Origin of the sequence: Fodinicola feengrottensis (assembly GCF_010993775.1) — a bacterium.
Taxonomy (GTDB): Bacteria; Actinomycetota; Actinomycetes; order Mycobacteriales; family HKI-0501; genus Fodinicola; species Fodinicola feengrottensis.
In genome coordinates this window covers 71,142-85,488 of sequence record NZ_WOTO01000040.1, presented here as the reverse complement: position 1 = coordinate 85,488, position 14,347 = coordinate 71,142, and the positions used below count along the sequence as shown (strand labels likewise).

Sequence of the window (14,347 nt, the reverse complement as noted above, 5' to 3'; positions counted from 1 at the left end):
GGTCCCTTCGCTAGTCTTACTAGATCAGGTTCGACGGGTGTGATCTCAGCCTCGCGGCACCCCGCCGTCACTCCGTCCCCACGCTATCTCACGCAGTGGATCGGTGGCGAGTGGTGCGCACGTCAGCCGACCGTCACGGTCACGTCCGGGTCGGTGACGATCGCGGACGCGTTGACCGTTGCCGCTCGTACGACCCTCAGTTGGTCCGAGGTCGAGGCCTGCAGGTTGCGAAGGCGGACTCCGGTGCCACCGCCGACGTAGACGTGCGGGGTGCCGGCTGCTGTCGCACCCGTCTGGTTACCGTCGCCGTCGCTGAACATCGCGCCGTCGATCACGATATTCGAGCCGCCGGTGATGGTGACGATTCCCTTGTCGTACGCCGGAGTGCTGTGGCCGGTCGAGCCAGCCGCCGACATGCCGTTGAAAGAACCACGGGTCGCGGATCCGTACGAAGGTGCCGCCGGTGATCAGCAGCTGCGATCCGAGCGTTGGATTTCCTTGCTGCGCCTCGAAACGTGCCGCTTGTACGACAATTCCGCGACCGCCGTCAATGCGCATCGGCGTAGTGTTCGCCTTGCCGGTGATGAACATCGGTCCGAAGGTCGTCTTACCGAGCCAGGGCGCCCACACGTGATAGCGGTTGCCGGTGCCGGTGTTCGGGGAATCGATCAGCAACCCGTTGGTGAAGTAGTTGCTGTCCGATCCCCACAGCTTGAACTCGGTGTCGTAGCAGTTGTTCACGTCCCAGAAACCGTCGAAAGTGACGGCATCGTGAGCACCCCAGATGACATGTCTGAAGAGATTGAATCCCACATCACGAATGGTGGACGCCCACAGCACCGGCCCATTGTTGTCGTGGTCGACGAAAAAAGTCGTGTTCGAGTCACCTTCAAAACAGAGCCCGCCGATATAAATGCCCCTGACCCTTGGGCGCCGGCACATCCAGCCAGCCGGTGCCGGGTGTACTGATCTTCACCTTGTTCGTGAAGCTGAACTCGGTGCCCACCCCGGCCGGCCCACTGATGCTGAAACCGTCGAAAAGCAGCCTGGTTTTGCCGAAAGTAGTCTGCCGGGTGCCGAGCTGAATGGTCGGCTTGTACGTCTGCGTGGCCACATAACTCAACGCCGAGTCCAGTTTCGCGTCGTCGGTGGCACCCGGAAAGCTGTCCAGCGCGACCGAATACAAGCTCGGGTCAGCGGCCGCCGCCGGCGCTGGCACGGGCGGTGGCTCCCAGCACCGCGCCACCGGCCGCCGCGGCGGCCGTGATCAACCGCCTCCTGGTCACCGGGTTTTCCGTTGACGTAAAGGAATCCTGAGACATCGGCGGGCTCCAGGGCTGGTTGTTTCACGCTACAGCGGGCAGCCAACCACGATCTGGCCGCTGAGCCAAGGCGATCTGGGCGCGAAAAAAACAAACGGTCTTGCGCGGACTGTCACCATCCGGCCGTACGAACACAGCAAAACGCCCCTTTCCCGAAGTGCGAGAAAGGGGCGTTCTTCGAACTGTCAGCTGCCGACCGGCACCGGTGGCGGACCGGCGGGTCGAGAGGCGGCCCGACGAGCCCGCCGAGGACGGGTCCCCTGCGGCGCCGCCGCGACCGGCTCAGCGGCCTCCACAACAACAGCTTCGACGGCCGGAACCTCCGGAGCTGGCTGGGCGGACACCGGCTCAGCGTCCCGCACGGCTTCGGCAACCGCACCAGCCTCAGCTGTGGTGGCCAAAACAGTGTCGTCGTCCTCGGTGGACAGCTCGTCCGCCGTCACCACGCCGTTCGACGACTCGTCGTGAGCCGCCGGCGAACCGGACCGGCCGCGGTTGCGCTTGCGCCGCCCACCGCCGGTCGACTCCTCCGGCTGCTGCCGTTGCTGTTGCTGCTGCTGACCGCCACCTTGGTGGTGCTCGATCGGCTCAGTGTGGATGATCAACCCGCGACCGTGGCAGTGCTCGCAGGTCTCGCTGAAGGCCTCCAACAGACCCTGGCCGACCCGCTTGCGGGTCATCTGGACCAGACCCAGCGACGTGACCTCAGCGACCTGGTGTTTCGTACGATCCCGGCCCAGGCACTCGGTCAGCCGGCGAAGGACCAGCTCACGGTTGCTTTCCAGGACCATGTCGATGAAGTCGACGACGATCATGCCGCCGATGTCCCGCAGCCGCAGCTGCCGGACGATCTCCTCGGCCGCCTCCAGGTTGTTCCTGGTGACGGTCTCCTCAAGGTTGCCGCCCTGGCCGGTAAACCGGCCGGTGTTCACGTCGACGACCGTCATCGCCTCAGTGCGGTCGATGACCAGCGAACCGCCGGACGGCAACCAGACCTTGCGGTCCAGCGCCTTGGCCAGCTGCTCGTCCACCCGATATTCGGTGAACACGTCTTTTTCGCCGGTGTGGTGGGAAAGTCGCTCGACCAGATCCGGCGAGACGTGCCCGACGTACTCACGCACGGTCTCCCAAGCGTCATCGTTGCCGCCGTCACCGGAGACCACCAGCGACGCGAAGTCCTCGTTGAAGATGTCGCGAATGACGCGGATCACCAGGTCAGGCTCGCCGTAAAGCAGCGTCGGCGCGTTGGAGCCGGCGGCCTGCTGGGCCTTGACGATCGCCTGCCACTGGGCTTCCAGCCGGGCCACGTCGCCGCGCAGCTCCTCCTCGCTGGCACCCTCGGCGGCCGTACGCACGATGACGCCGGCGTTTTCCGGGACAACCTTCTTCAGGACCGTCTTCAGCCGCTTGCGCTCGTTGTCCGGCAGCTTACGACTGATCCCGGTCATCTCATTTTCCGGCACGTACACCAGGAAACGACCGGGCAGGCTCACCTGCGAGGTCAGCCGGGCGCCCTTGTGACCGACCGGGTCCTTGGTGACCTGGACGAGCACCGCGTCGCCGGACTTGAGGGCCTGCTCGATCTTGCGCGGCTTGCCGTCCATGCCGGCCAGGTCCCAGTTGACCTCGCCGGCGTAGAGCACACCGCGTTGCGTCCCTTACCGATGTCGACGAACGCCGCCTCCATGCTCGGCAGCACGTTCTGCACGCGGCCGAGATAGACATTGCCCGCGTACGACGTGGAGGACGCCTTGGTCACGTAGTGCTCGACCAGCACGCCGTCCTCAAGAACCGCGATCTGGGTGCGCTCGCCACGCTGGCGTACGACCATGGTTCGCGCGACGGCTTCCCGGCGCGCCAGGAACTCGGCCTCGGTGAGCACCGGCGGGCGGCGGCGGCCCTGGTCCCGGCCATCCCGGCGGCGCTGGCGCTTGGCCTCCAGCCGGGTCGAGCCCGCGGACACCGCGGACACCGTCGTCCTCGACGTGCTTCTCCGGTTCCGCCTTGGACTCCGTACGAGGTGCTCTGACGTGCACCTCAGTCGGCACCGACTCATCGTCGGCCTGGTCGTCGGCACCCTCGGCGCCGCCCCGGCGCGGCGGCGGCGACGACGCCGACGGGTGGCATCGCCAGCACCTTCGGCGGCGCCGTCCTCAACTGCACTGTCTTCGGCTTCTTCTGTCTCTTCCGCCTCGTCGCTGACCTGCGTTTTCGCCGTGTCTTCAGCGGCGGGCTCAGCATCGGCGGCGGTGTCGTCGGTGCCGTCGGCACCACCCCCGGCCGCGGCCACGGCCACGACGGCCCCGGCGGCGGCGCCGGCTCTCGGCCGACCCGTCGCCATCGTCTTCGGCGGACTCCGCGGCAGCCTCGTCCTCGACCGCCTCGGCGGTCTCTTCTTCGACCTCTTCGTCGGCTGGCGCCTCGACCACAGCCGGCTCCATCGGGAGCGGCTCGGGCAGCAGGGTCGGCGCCACGAACAGCGCCATCGGCGGCGCGAGCGCGGCCTTGCGCGGCGGCCGGCTCCGGCTGCTGCGTGGCGCTGGCTCGACAACCGGCTCACCGAAGATGGTCGGCAGCTCCGGCACCAGCGTCAGCTCGGGTGGCTGGCTGGCCACCTCCGCAGGCGGCTCGACGACCGGCTCGACCGGTAGCTCAACGGGTGGGCGGCGGCCCGGGTCGCGGCCCGGCGAGTCCGCTTGCGCGGTGCCGGCGGCGCCTCCACCACGGCCTCAGCGACCACTGGATCAGCGACCGCGGCAACCGCCTCGACGGTGTCGACCGGCTCGACCGCCGGGGCGGCGGCCTTCTTGGTCGTACGCCGGCGCGTGGTCTTCTTGACCGGCGCCTCGGCGGCTGGGTCGGCCGGTGTGATGGCTGGCACGTCCGGATCGACGGCAGCCTTCGGAGCCGCCTTGGCCCGGGCGGTCTTGCGTGGTCGGGTGGTCTTGGCTGGCTTGCTTACCGAATCCTCGGTCGGCGAGTCAGCGTTCGCGGCAGCGTCTCTGGCGGCTTCGTCAGCCGACGAGCCGCTGCGCTTCCTTGTTGGCATGCAGGCATATCTCCATCCCGCCCCCGGGCGCGTCCGACGCAGCCGCTCAGGGGCGTGTCACTTGCTACTTCAGTTAGGCGACCCACCTGGTGGACCGCTCAAGTCTCGTGGTGGCACTGAAAAAGAACAGCACCCCGACCACATCACTCAGCCCCGGTCGGTGGCCAATGGCTCAACCAGGTCTCCGGCCGCGGTCAGCGTCCCCTGCGCCAGCCGCGTCATCCGAACGGACGACGGCGGCGACAGGTTGGCCGCTGCGCACATGCCGGTGAGAATGTCATCGGGTCGTACGGCCGGCGTCACATGCCTTACGACGACGTCCAGTATCGCATACTCGGTGCCGTTACCCGCTACAGACGCGCCGGAGCCCCGCTCGAGCGGCGCGCCGGCAGCGCAGCGCTCGCTCGTACGACCGCGGCACGAGCGTCAACGGTCTTGCGACCCGACTTGGTGAGTTTGCTCACCGGCACCTCGGCGGCCGCGAGGAAGGTCTCCAACAGCTGCTGCCCGGCGTCGGCCGACAGATCCATCAGCTCCATCCGCCACCGCGAGGCGTCCAACTGCTCGGCCAACGGCCGGTCCCCGGCCGCCGCGTCGAACACCGCCGCCGCGCGTCACGTCGATCCCCGGCGGCAACGCCGCATCCAGCGCCGCCGCCAACTCCGCCGGCTCCAACGGCCGGGTCACCCCGATCTCCACGTACTCGGCCTCGCTCGCCATCCCGGTCGGCGCGGCACCCATCCACGACACCTTCGGATGCGGCGTGAACCCCGCCGAATAGGCGATCGGCACCGCGGCCCGCCGCAACGCCCGCTCAAAGGCACGCGCGATGTCCCGATGCGAAGTGAACCGAAGCCGACCGCGCTTCGCGTACCGGATGCGCAGCTTCTGCACAGCCGGTGGCGGCGGTGGCCCGTCAGGTGTACGCGGCAGAACGTCCTCCTCACACAGGGTGGCCCAGTCGCCGCCAGCGTAACTGCTTCCCCTGTCGTTGCGCCCGAAGAGGTCCGGTTCCCCTGCCGCTAGCACGTCCAGCGTCGAGTGCGGGGGAAACCCCACACTCGACGTCGACCGCGGCACAAAGTCCCGCACTCGACGAAACTCCACCCCTACTTTTTCGCTATGCCCAAAGCAAAAACTAAGGCTTCACGACCGAGAGGGGCAGCAGCGTACGACCCGTAGGACCGATCTGAATATCGGTTCCCATTGTCGGACACACCCCGCAGTCGTAGCACGGGGTCCATCGGCAGTCCTCGACCTCATATTCCTTCAGGGCGTCCTGCCAGTCCTCCCACAGCCACGTCCGGTCCAGCCCAGAATCGAGGTGATCCCACGGAAGAACCTCGTTCTCGCCGCGCTCACGGGTGGTGAACCAGGCCAGATCCAGCCCAAAAGCGGGCAGCTCGGCGGCACAGGCATCCACCCACCGTTCGTACGAGAAATGCTCGCTCCACCCGTCGAATCGGCCGCCGCCGCGCCACACGCTCTCGATGACCCGGCCGATGCGGCGGTCGCCACGGGACAGCAGACCCTCGATCTGGCTGGGCTTGCCGTCGTGGTACCGATATCCGATCGCTTTGCCGAGCGACCGGTCGGCATTGATCGCCTTGCGCAGAGCCAAAAGACGCTCGTCGATGGTCTCGGGATCGGTTTGCGAAGCCCACTGGAAAGGAGTGTGCGGCTTGGGTACGAACCCACCAATCGAGACTGTGCAACGGATATCGCTTCGTCCGGTCGCTTTGCGGCCAGCTCGGATGACGTCGTGCGCCATTTCGGCGATTTCCAGCACGTCTTCGGTGGTTTCTGTGGGCAGCCCGCACATGAAGTAGAGCTTCACCTGCCGCCAGCCGTTCTCGTACGCGGTGGTGACCGTACGGATGAGGTCCTCTTTGGACACCATCTTGTTGATCACCTGGCGGAGCCGCTCGCTGCCGCCTTCCGGTGCGAAGGTCAGCCCGGAACGCCGGCCATTGCGGGAAAGTTCGTTCGCCAACGTCACGTTGAAGGCGTCGACGCGGGTCGATGGCAGCGACAGCGAGGTGGTGGTGCCCTCGTACCGGTCGGCGAGCCCGGTGACGATCTCGTTGATCTCGGAGTGGTCGGCGGACGACAGCGACAGCAGCCCGACCTCCTCGAAACCACTGGACTTGAGGCTCTGTTGGACCATCTCGCCGATGCCGGTGATGGACCGCTCCCGGACCGGCCGGGTGATCATGCCGGCCTGACAGAACCGGCAACCCCGCGTGCGTGCAGCGCGGAAGATCTCCACGCTGGCCCGCTCGTGCACGGTCTCGGCCAGCGGAACCAGCGGAGTCTTCGGATACGGCCACGCGTCCAGGTCCATCGTGGTGCGCTTGTAAACCCGATGCGGGACGCCCGGACGGTTCGGCGCGACCCGGTAGATCTCGCCGTTCTCGGCATACTCCACGTCGTAGAATCGGGGCACGTAGACCGTTTCGGTACGGGCCAGCCGCATCAGCAGCTCGTCGCGTCCGCCCGGCCTGCCCTGCGCCTTCCAGTCCCGGACGATCGCGGTGATCTCCAGGACGGCCTCCTCGCCGTCGCCAAGCACGGCGGCGTCGATGAAGTCGGCGATCGGCTCCGGGTTGAAAGCCGCGTGCCCGCCGGCGAGCACCACCGGGTGCTCCAGCCCGCGGTAGGCGGCGTGCAGCGGGATGCCGGCCAGGTCCAGCGCGGTGAGCATGTTGGTATAGCCCAGCTCGGTGGAGAAGGACACCCCGAAAACGTCGAAGGCGCTGACCGGGCGGTGCATGTCGACGGTGAACTGCGGGACGCCGTGCTCACGCATCAACGCTTCCAGGTCGGGCCAGACCGAGTACGTCCGCTCGGCCAGCACGTCCGGCTGCTCGTTCAGGATCTCGTAGAGGATCTGGATGCCCTGGTTGGGCAGGCCCACCTCGTACGCGTCCGGATACATCAGCGCCCAGCGGACCGCGGGCCGACTCCCAAGGTTTGCTGGTCGCGCCCTGTTCCCCACCCACATACTGGATGGGTTTCTGAACGCGGGCAAGCAGCGGTTCGAGCGCGCCGAAGACGGACAGCTGCGCATCGGTGGTCGGGCTGGTAGTCACGTTAACCAGGGTACCGGCCGGCATCGGCATTGCCGACCAGCGCACAGCCGGTACGCTCCGCACTGCCATCAGCGACAGAGCGTCACATCACTCGCCGTGACCGTGACGCTGGCGACACATCGACCGGCGGGAAATCGGCTTCTTCGGACCGTGAAGGACATTTACACTGCCCGTACGCCTGCCCTAAACGCTCGTGCATGACGCCCTCTGCCAGGATAGGAGCCGATGTTTCGGCGGCGGCGTCTCGTCTGCGCCCGCCCTCACGGTGAGTAAAGGGGAACCGATGTCCACGCCCAACGGCGGGGGGAACGAGCCGTACGGCGAGCCCAACCGAACCGAATACCGCCTGGAGGGCTACGACGTGCCTGGCGGCACGCCTGGCGCGTACCAGGATCCGGTGACCGGAACAGGTTACGGCGACCCGACGCAGTCGGGATATCCAGGTCAGGGCCAGCCTGGTTACCAGTCTCAGCCGGGCTACCAGCAGCCCGCATCCGCGCCCCCCGGGTACGGCCCGGCGTCGGCTCCGCCCGGATACGGCCAGCCAGCGTTCGGCGAGCCCGGCTACGCGCCGCCACCGCCGCCAAAGAAGTCCAACACCGGCCTGATCATCGGGCTGGTCGCCGGCGTAGCCGCCCTGTTGCTCTGCGTCGGGGCCGGGACCGTGGGCTACTTCGTGGTGTTCCGCGGGACACCGGCGCCGACGCCGTCCAGCACCACGAACAGCACCGGCAACGCCGGCGGCACCTCGACCGGTACGGGCACCGGCGGCAACCAGGCCACCCACAAGGTGCCGACCACCGGCTGCGGCCCGGCGGATCTGCTGACCATCCAGAACACCTTCGGGCTCGGTACTTCCCCCGACAAGCCACAGCCGGAACAGTCGGTCAGCAGCGGCTCGTCCAAGTGCAGCGCGCAGTACGAGAAGGGCAGCGGCAACACCCACGTCATCGCCGATATCGAGCTCAACATGGAGTTCGCCTCCGACAACGCTGGCGCGGTGCAGGACCTGAGCAGCGAGCAAACCGTCGCCAACCAGCTCAAATATCAGGTCGAGACGATCAGCGGAGTGGGCAGCCAGGCCATCCTGGTCACCACCAGCAGCGGCCGGATGGAGATCTACGCGGTGGACGCCAACGTGGTGGTCGACGCTGAGTGGTTCGGCTACGGCTCAGCCGCCTCCAGCGTGTCCAAGGACAGCGTGGTGACCGCGTTGAAGACGCTGGCGAACACCGCCCTGACCCGAACCGCCAGCTGACCGGCCAGCGCGCGCGACGGGTGCGGCGAATGTACTGTCTCGGTCTCGGCGCAGCCCCGAGCCATCTGCCAAGGAAGGGATCCGATGTCCACGCCCCCCGGCGGTGACCCGTACCGGAAGGACCCGTACGGCAACGATCCAGGCCCCACCGAATACCGGTTGGAAGGCTTCGACGTGCCCGGCGAGTCCTACGGCGAGCAGCAGCCGCAGGATCCCACCACGTACGCCCAGCCGGGCGGATATGGCCAGCCTGCTCAGGCCTCCGGCCCGCCTGGATACGGCCAACCCGCCTCAGGGCCGCCTGGCTACGGCCAGCCCGCGTCCGGCCCGCCGGGGGGGTACGGCCAACCCGCGTCCGGCCCGCCCGGGTACGGCCAGCCGCCGTTCGGGCAGCCCGGCTATCCCGCGCCGCCAGTGCAGAAGAGGTCCAGCACCGGGCTGATCATCGGCATTGTCGCGGGAGTCCTCGTGCTGCTGCTCTGCATCGGTGCCGTCGGCGGGTATTTCCTGCTCCGGCCCGGCGGCGGAACCACCGTGGCCACCGGCCACCAGCACACCGCCCCCACCGACGGCTGCGCACCGGCGGATTTCGACGCCTTCGCGGCCACCTTCGGGCTCACCAAGGACACGTCGACGAGCCCGAACCCCAAACCCGACCTGAACAACTACGGCAACACGCAGGGGACCACCTGCAGGGCTCGTACGTCAAGGGTGAGCTGGACGCCGACGTGTCGATGGACATCAACTTCCATGGGGGTTCCGCCGCCGCGGGCGACGCCACCAGCGACTACAACTCCGAGCTCTCCTCCAGCAACTCCGTTTACGGCGCTGGTACGGCGGTGACCGGCCTCGGCGACAAGGCGATGAAATACAAAACCAGCTCCGGCCGGCTCGTTCTTTACGTATTGGATGGCAATGCCGTCTTCGACGCGGAGTATTTCGGGGTGGGCGCCGACTCCGACGACGCTGCCCAGCAGACTCCACACGAAAACGCACTGGTCACGCTGGCCCGCACCGCGATGACCCGGACGGCGAAATAGCGCGATCGGCCGGTTGGCATCAATAGGGGATCTAACCGGTGGCCAGCGGTGGACATAATTCAGGCCGCAGACGGGCTCGAACGAACAGCAAGTGAAGGGTTATATCGTGTCAGGAAATTACGGAGATCCCGGTTACGGGCAGCAGGGCGGCTACGGCCAGCAGGGCGGCGGCCAGCAGGGCGGCGACCCGACCTACGGCGGCCCGCAGGGCGGCTACGGCGACCCCGGCTACGGCCAGCAGCCGGGATATGACCAGGGGTATGGCCAGCCGACGTACGGTGGCGACCCCGCCTCCGGCCCGCCCGGCTACGGCGACCCGAACTCGGCTCCGCCCGGATACGGCCCTCCCGGCTTTGGCACGCCGCCTCCGCCGCCGCCACCGCAGAAGTCCAAGACGGGCCTGATCATCGGCATCGTCGCCGGTGTGGTCGTGCTGGTGCTCTGTCTCGGCGGCGTCGGCGTCTTCGCGTACCTCAAGCTCAAGCCGGGTTCGACCACGACCACCGCCGGCAGCAGCAACGCGCCGGCGCCGGCCGGCAGTGGCGGCGCGAGCGGCGGCGGTTCCAGCGGCGCGGCCGGCGGCAGCGGAGCGAACGCGCCGGCTGGTTCCACCCACAAGGTGCCCAGCGACGGCTGCGCGCCGGCCGACCTGTCCACCTTCTTCGCCAGCAGCCTTTGGGCTGAGCCCGGACAGCAGCAAGAGCCCGAACCCCAAGCCCGAGGTGAACAAGTACTCGACCCTGTCCAGCACCAGCTGCCACGCGTACTACGTCAAGGGGCAGTTGCAGGCCGAGGTCACCGTCGAGATGGACATCCAGACCGGCGACGACCCGACCGGTGCGGCCCTGCGGGACTTCAACTCGGAGAAGTCCTCCGGCAGCAGCGTCTACGGGCCGGCGATCAACGTCAACGGCATCGGGCAACAGGCGGTCGGCTTCAAGTCCAGCAGCAGCGCCCTGCACATCTACGTCCTGGACGGCAACATGGTGACCCACGTGGAGTATTTCGCGGTCGGCGGCGACTCCAGCAACGCGACCAACCAGGACGACGCGCACCAGAAAGGCATCACCGACCTCGCCAGGAGCACCCTCAACCGGACGGTCTGATCCTTTCCTGACAACGAAGAACCGGCCGTCGGATCGCTCCGACGGCCGGTTCTTCTTTTACTGTCAAGCTTTGTCGCTGCCGTCAGCTGGCTTTGGCGACCGCGATCCGGACCGAGCCACCGGCCACCTCGGTGGCCGGCACGTCACCGCTGAGCGTGCCGAATCCGAGCGTGGTGGCCAAAGTCTCAGCCGTCACCAGATCCCGGTACGCCTCCACAGCGGTTCGTACGTCCTCATTGGACGGCTCGACGGTCAGGTCGATCCGGTCCGCGACATCGAGCCCAGCGTCCTTGCGGGCCTGCTGCACCGCCCGGACCACGTCCTTCGCGAGACCTTCCGCGGCCAGCTCCGGCGTCACTTCGGTGGCCAGCACGACAACTCCGGCGTCGCCCGGGAGCGCGGCCGAGGAAGCGGTGTCGCTGGTATTGGTCGGTACGAGCCGAAGCTCGTACTCGCCCTCCACCAGCTCGACTCCCCCGGCGGTCACCTTGCCATCGGCCACCGCCCAGTCGCCGGCCTTCACCGCCTTGATCACCTGCTGCACATTCTTTCCGAGCCGTGGCCCCAAAACGCGTGGCACCAGCGACAACACCCGTTCGCAGTAGCCGGCCACGTCGGTGGTGAGCACACGACCTCCTTGACGTTGACCTCATCGGCGATCAGGTCCTTGAAGGGCGCCAGCGCCTGCGCGTCGGCGACCGCCACGGTCAGTTTGCTCAGCGGCAGCCGGACCCGGAGTTTGCCGGCCTTGCGCAGCGAAAGCGCCGCCGAGCAGACCGCCCGCACCTCGTCCATGCTGGCCACCAGAGCGGCATCCGCCGGCAGGCTCGCGGCGTCCGGCCAGTCGGTCAGGTGCACCGACCGGTTGCCGGTCAGGCCACGCCAGACCTCCTCGGTGACCATCGGCAGCAGCGGTGCGGCCGTACGGCTCAGCACCTCCAACACCGTGTAGAGCGTGTCAAAAGCGTCCGCGTCCTCGTTCCAGAACCGATCGCGTGAGCGCCGGACATACCAGTTTGTCAGCACGTCGAGGAAAGAACGTACCGACGCGCAGGCACCGGAGATGTCGTACGCGTCCATGGTGGCGGTCACCGAGGTCACCGCGTCGGACAGCTTGGCGAGCACGTACCGGTCCAGCACGTTGTCGGAGTCGGTCCGCCATTTCGCCTCGTATTTCGCGGCATTGGCGTAAAGGCCGAAGAAATACCAGGCGTTCCACAGCGGGTTGATGGCCTGCCGGACGGCGTCCCGGATCACCGACTCGCTGACCGACATGTCGCCACCGCGCAGGATCGGCGAGGACATCAACGACCAGCGCATCGCATCCGAACCGTACGCGTTGAACATCTCGTACACGTCCGGATAGTTGCGCAGGCTCTTGGACATCTTGCGTCCGTCGTCGCCCAGCACGATGCCGTGGCTGATCGCGGTCAGGAAGGCCGGCCGATCGAACAGCGCGGTCGCGATGATCTGCATGAAATAGAACCAGGCCCGGGTCTGCCCGATGTATTCGACGATGAAATCGCCGGGAAAGTGGTTCTCGAACCACTCCGCGTTCTCGAACGGATAGTGCACCTGGGCGAACGGCATCGAGCCGGATTCGAACCAGCAGTCCAAAACCTCCGGCACCCGGCGCATGGTGGACTTCCCAGTCGGGTCGTCCGGGTTCGGCCGGGTCAGGTCGTCGATCGTCGGGCGGTGCAGATCATCGGGCCGGACGCCAAAATCACGCTCCAGATCGTCCAGCGAGCCGTACACGTCCATGCGTGGGTAGTTCTCGTCGTCGTCGGATTCCAGACCGGGATCGGCGAACCCCAGAACCGGTTGCGCGAGATCGGCCAGTCGATCGCGTTCTCCAGCCATTTCCCGAAAGAACCGTGCTTGACGTGTTCCGGTGTCCAGGTGATCTGCTCGTTCAGCTCGACCGCGCGGGCCTTGAACTTGGTCACGCTGACGAACCACGACGACAGCGCCTTGTAAACCAGCGGAGTGTCGCAACGCCAGCAGTGCGGGTACGAGTGGACGTACGACTCTTCGCGCAGCAGGTGACCGCGGTCCCGCAACTCGCGCAGGATCGGCCGGTTGGCCTCAAAAACCTGCAGGCCCTCAAAACGCGGCGCGATCGAGGTGAACCTGGTCCGGTCGTCGACAGTCAGGACGGTCGGCACACCGGCAGCGGTGGTGATGGTGAAGTCGTCCTCACCGTGTGCGCCGCTGACCTCGACCAGTCCCGTGCCGTCCTCAGTGGACACGAAATCTCCGGCCAGCACGGTGAAAGCCGCCGGCACGTCCGCGTACGTTTCCACCAGGAATTCGAAAGCCGGCTTGTATTTGCGGCCGACCAGCGCGCTGCCCTTGATGGTGTCGACCCGCACAGCCGCGCCGAGTTCCTTCTCGTACGCGGCAACCCGTGCGTCGGCCAGGACGTACTTGTGTCCGTCCAGCTCCAGCACGGCGTAGTCGACGTCGTTATCCACCACGATATTGCTGTTGGGCACGACGGTCCACGGCATCGTCGTCCAGGTCAGCAGCCGCTCGCCGGTGTCCCTCGAGCTCCATCCACACGGTCGCGGCCGGGTCCTGCCGGTCCCGGTACGTGTCGTCCATCTTGATCTCGTTGTTGGACAACGGGGTTTCGCAGCGCCAGCAATACGGCAGCACCTTGAAACCTTCGTAGATCAGGCCTTTGTCGAAGAGCGACTTGAAAGCCCACATGACGCTTTCCATGAAAGGCAGGTCAAGCGTCTTGTAGTCGTTCTCGAAGTCCACCCAGCGGGCCTGGCGGCGCACATACCGCTCCCACTCGTGGGTGTAGCGCAGCACCGACTCACGAGTGGCCGCGTTGAACTTGTCGATCCCGAGCGTGACGATCTCGGATTTGGTGGTGATGCCGAGCTGTTTCTCGGTCTCCACCTCGGCCGGCAGCCCGTGGGTGTCCCACCCGAACCGCCGCTCGACCTGCTTGCCACGCATCGTCTGATAGCGCGGGACCAGGTCTTTCACATACCCGGTCAGCAAATGGCCGTAGTGCGGCAGGCCGTTCGAACGGCGGCCCGTCGTAGAAGACGAACTCGTTGGCGCCTTTGTCGCCGGCCGGCCGCTGGTCGATGCTGGCCTGGAAGGTGCCGTCGGTGTCCCAGCCGTCCAGGACCTCGTTCTCCAGGTCCGGGAACGACGGGGAGGCCGCCACACCCTGATCTTTTCGATGCTGCGGATAGGCCATCGGGTGCTCGCTCTCCTCGCGTACTTCACACTCGTACGCGAGGACGACGGCGCCGTTGCGCGCGCCACCGCGGTACCACCTCGCTTGGCCCCCACCCGCCGCTGGCCGCGGCATCGAGCGCCCACTCCGGTCGGCTGTGACGGGCCGTCCCGTCCGGTTCTACTAAGGACAACCGTCCCGTTCTTCCGGAGGCTCGCCGGTGATGGCCGGGTCGATGCCTATGCGTACAGAGTAGCGAACCGCGTACAGCGAATATT

General features: G+C 67.0%; 13 protein-coding genes and 3 pseudogenes. 4 read left to right on the top strand and 12 right to left on the bottom strand.

Annotation, left to right across the window (positions count from 1 at the left end):
* Positions 1 to 122 precede the first annotated feature (122 nt).
* From GNX96_RS31680 to GNX96_RS31655, 10 genes and pseudogenes are all read right to left on the bottom strand, one after another.
* Entirely contained in the window at positions 123 to 320 is a 198-nt protein-coding gene (locus GNX96_RS31680) for a hypothetical protein (protein WP_163571666.1), read from the bottom strand.
* Complete coding sequence (locus GNX96_RS31675) at positions 298 to 840, bottom strand: hypothetical protein (protein WP_163571665.1); 543 nt, start codon at positions 838 to 840, stop codon at positions 298 to 300. Before GNX96_RS31675 ends, GNX96_RS31680 begins: the two co-directional genes overlap by 23 nt.
* 49 nt (positions 841 to 889) lie before the next feature.
* Positions 890 to 1,219: a hypothetical protein gene (locus GNX96_RS31670; RefSeq protein ID WP_163571664.1), complete on the bottom strand. Its 330-nt coding sequence runs from the start codon at positions 1,217 to 1,219 to the stop codon at positions 890 to 892.
* A complete protein-coding gene (locus GNX96_RS56820) occupies positions 1,194 to 1,322 on the bottom strand; it encodes a hypothetical protein (protein WP_279582027.1) in 129 nt (42 codons plus the stop codon). Before GNX96_RS56820 ends, GNX96_RS31670 begins: the two co-directional genes overlap by 26 nt.
* A 455-nt stretch (positions 1,323 to 1,777) precedes the next feature.
* Positions 1,778 to 3,808, bottom strand: a pseudogene (locus GNX96_RS31665) (Rne/Rng family ribonuclease); the annotation flags it as partial.
* Positions 3,809 to 3,912: 104 nt separating this feature from the next.
* Entirely contained in the window at positions 3,913 to 4,371 is a 459-nt protein-coding gene (locus GNX96_RS56815) for a hypothetical protein (protein ID WP_279582026.1), read from the bottom strand.
* A 147-nt stretch (positions 4,372 to 4,518) separates the two neighbouring features.
* Positions 4,519 to 4,674: a hypothetical protein gene (locus GNX96_RS56810; RefSeq protein WP_279582025.1), complete on the bottom strand. Its 156-nt coding sequence runs from the start codon at positions 4,672 to 4,674 to the stop codon at positions 4,519 to 4,521.
* 47 nt (positions 4,675 to 4,721) lie between these two features.
* Positions 4,722 to 4,973 (bottom strand): DUF2344 domain-containing protein, encoded by a 252-nt coding sequence (locus tag GNX96_RS56805; RefSeq protein WP_279582024.1) that lies wholly within the window; start codon positions 4,971 to 4,973, stop codon positions 4,722 to 4,724.
* 19 nt (positions 4,974 to 4,992) lie between these two features.
* Positions 4,993 to 5,265 (bottom strand): annotated as a pseudogene (locus tag GNX96_RS65325) (TIGR03936 family radical SAM-associated protein); the annotation flags it as partial.
* A 244-nt stretch (positions 5,266 to 5,509) separates the two neighbouring features.
* Positions 5,510 to 7,375, bottom strand: a complete 1,866-nt coding sequence (locus GNX96_RS31655; RefSeq protein WP_279582023.1) for a TIGR03960 family B12-binding radical SAM protein — start codon at positions 7,373 to 7,375, stop codon at positions 5,510 to 5,512.
* Between the two features lie 371 nt (positions 7,376 to 7,746).
* Here GNX96_RS31655 and GNX96_RS56800 point away from each other — a divergent pair, with 371 nt between their 5' ends.
* The 3 genes from GNX96_RS56800 to GNX96_RS31640 all read left to right on the top strand — a co-directional run bounded on the left by GNX96_RS56800 (position 7,747) and on the right by GNX96_RS31640 (position 9,761).
* Positions 7,747 to 8,721, top strand: a complete 975-nt coding sequence (locus GNX96_RS56800; RefSeq protein WP_279582022.1) for a hypothetical protein — start codon at positions 7,747 to 7,749, stop codon at positions 8,719 to 8,721.
* A gap of 84 nt (positions 8,722 to 8,805) precedes the next feature.
* Entirely contained in the window at positions 8,806 to 9,564 is a 759-nt protein-coding gene (locus GNX96_RS31645; protein WP_163571663.1) for a hypothetical protein, read from the top strand.
* Positions 9,561 to 9,761 (top strand): hypothetical protein, encoded by a 201-nt coding sequence (locus GNX96_RS31640; protein WP_163571662.1) that lies wholly within the window; start codon positions 9,561 to 9,563, stop codon positions 9,759 to 9,761. Before GNX96_RS31645 ends, GNX96_RS31640 begins: the two co-directional genes overlap by 4 nt.
* A gap of 306 nt (positions 9,762 to 10,067) precedes the next feature.
* On the opposite strand, the gene GNX96_RS31635 is transcribed toward GNX96_RS31640, so the two are convergent.
* A complete protein-coding gene (locus GNX96_RS31635) occupies positions 10,068 to 10,418 on the bottom strand; it encodes a hypothetical protein (protein ID WP_163571661.1) in 351 nt (116 codons plus the stop codon).
* Positions 10,419 to 10,483: 65 nt separating this feature from the next.
* Between GNX96_RS31635 and GNX96_RS31630 the strand changes: the two genes are divergently transcribed.
* The gene (locus GNX96_RS31630) at positions 10,484 to 10,867 is read left to right on the top strand and encodes a hypothetical protein (protein ID WP_163571660.1); all 384 of its coding nucleotides are present in this window, start codon (positions 10,484 to 10,486) and stop codon (positions 10,865 to 10,867) included.
* Between the two features lie 82 nt (positions 10,868 to 10,949).
* Here GNX96_RS31630 and ileS read toward each other — a convergent pair.
* A pseudogene (gene ileS / locus GNX96_RS31625) lies at positions 10,950 to 14,090 on the bottom strand (isoleucine--tRNA ligase).
* Between the last annotated feature and the right edge of the window lie 257 nt (positions 14,091 to 14,347).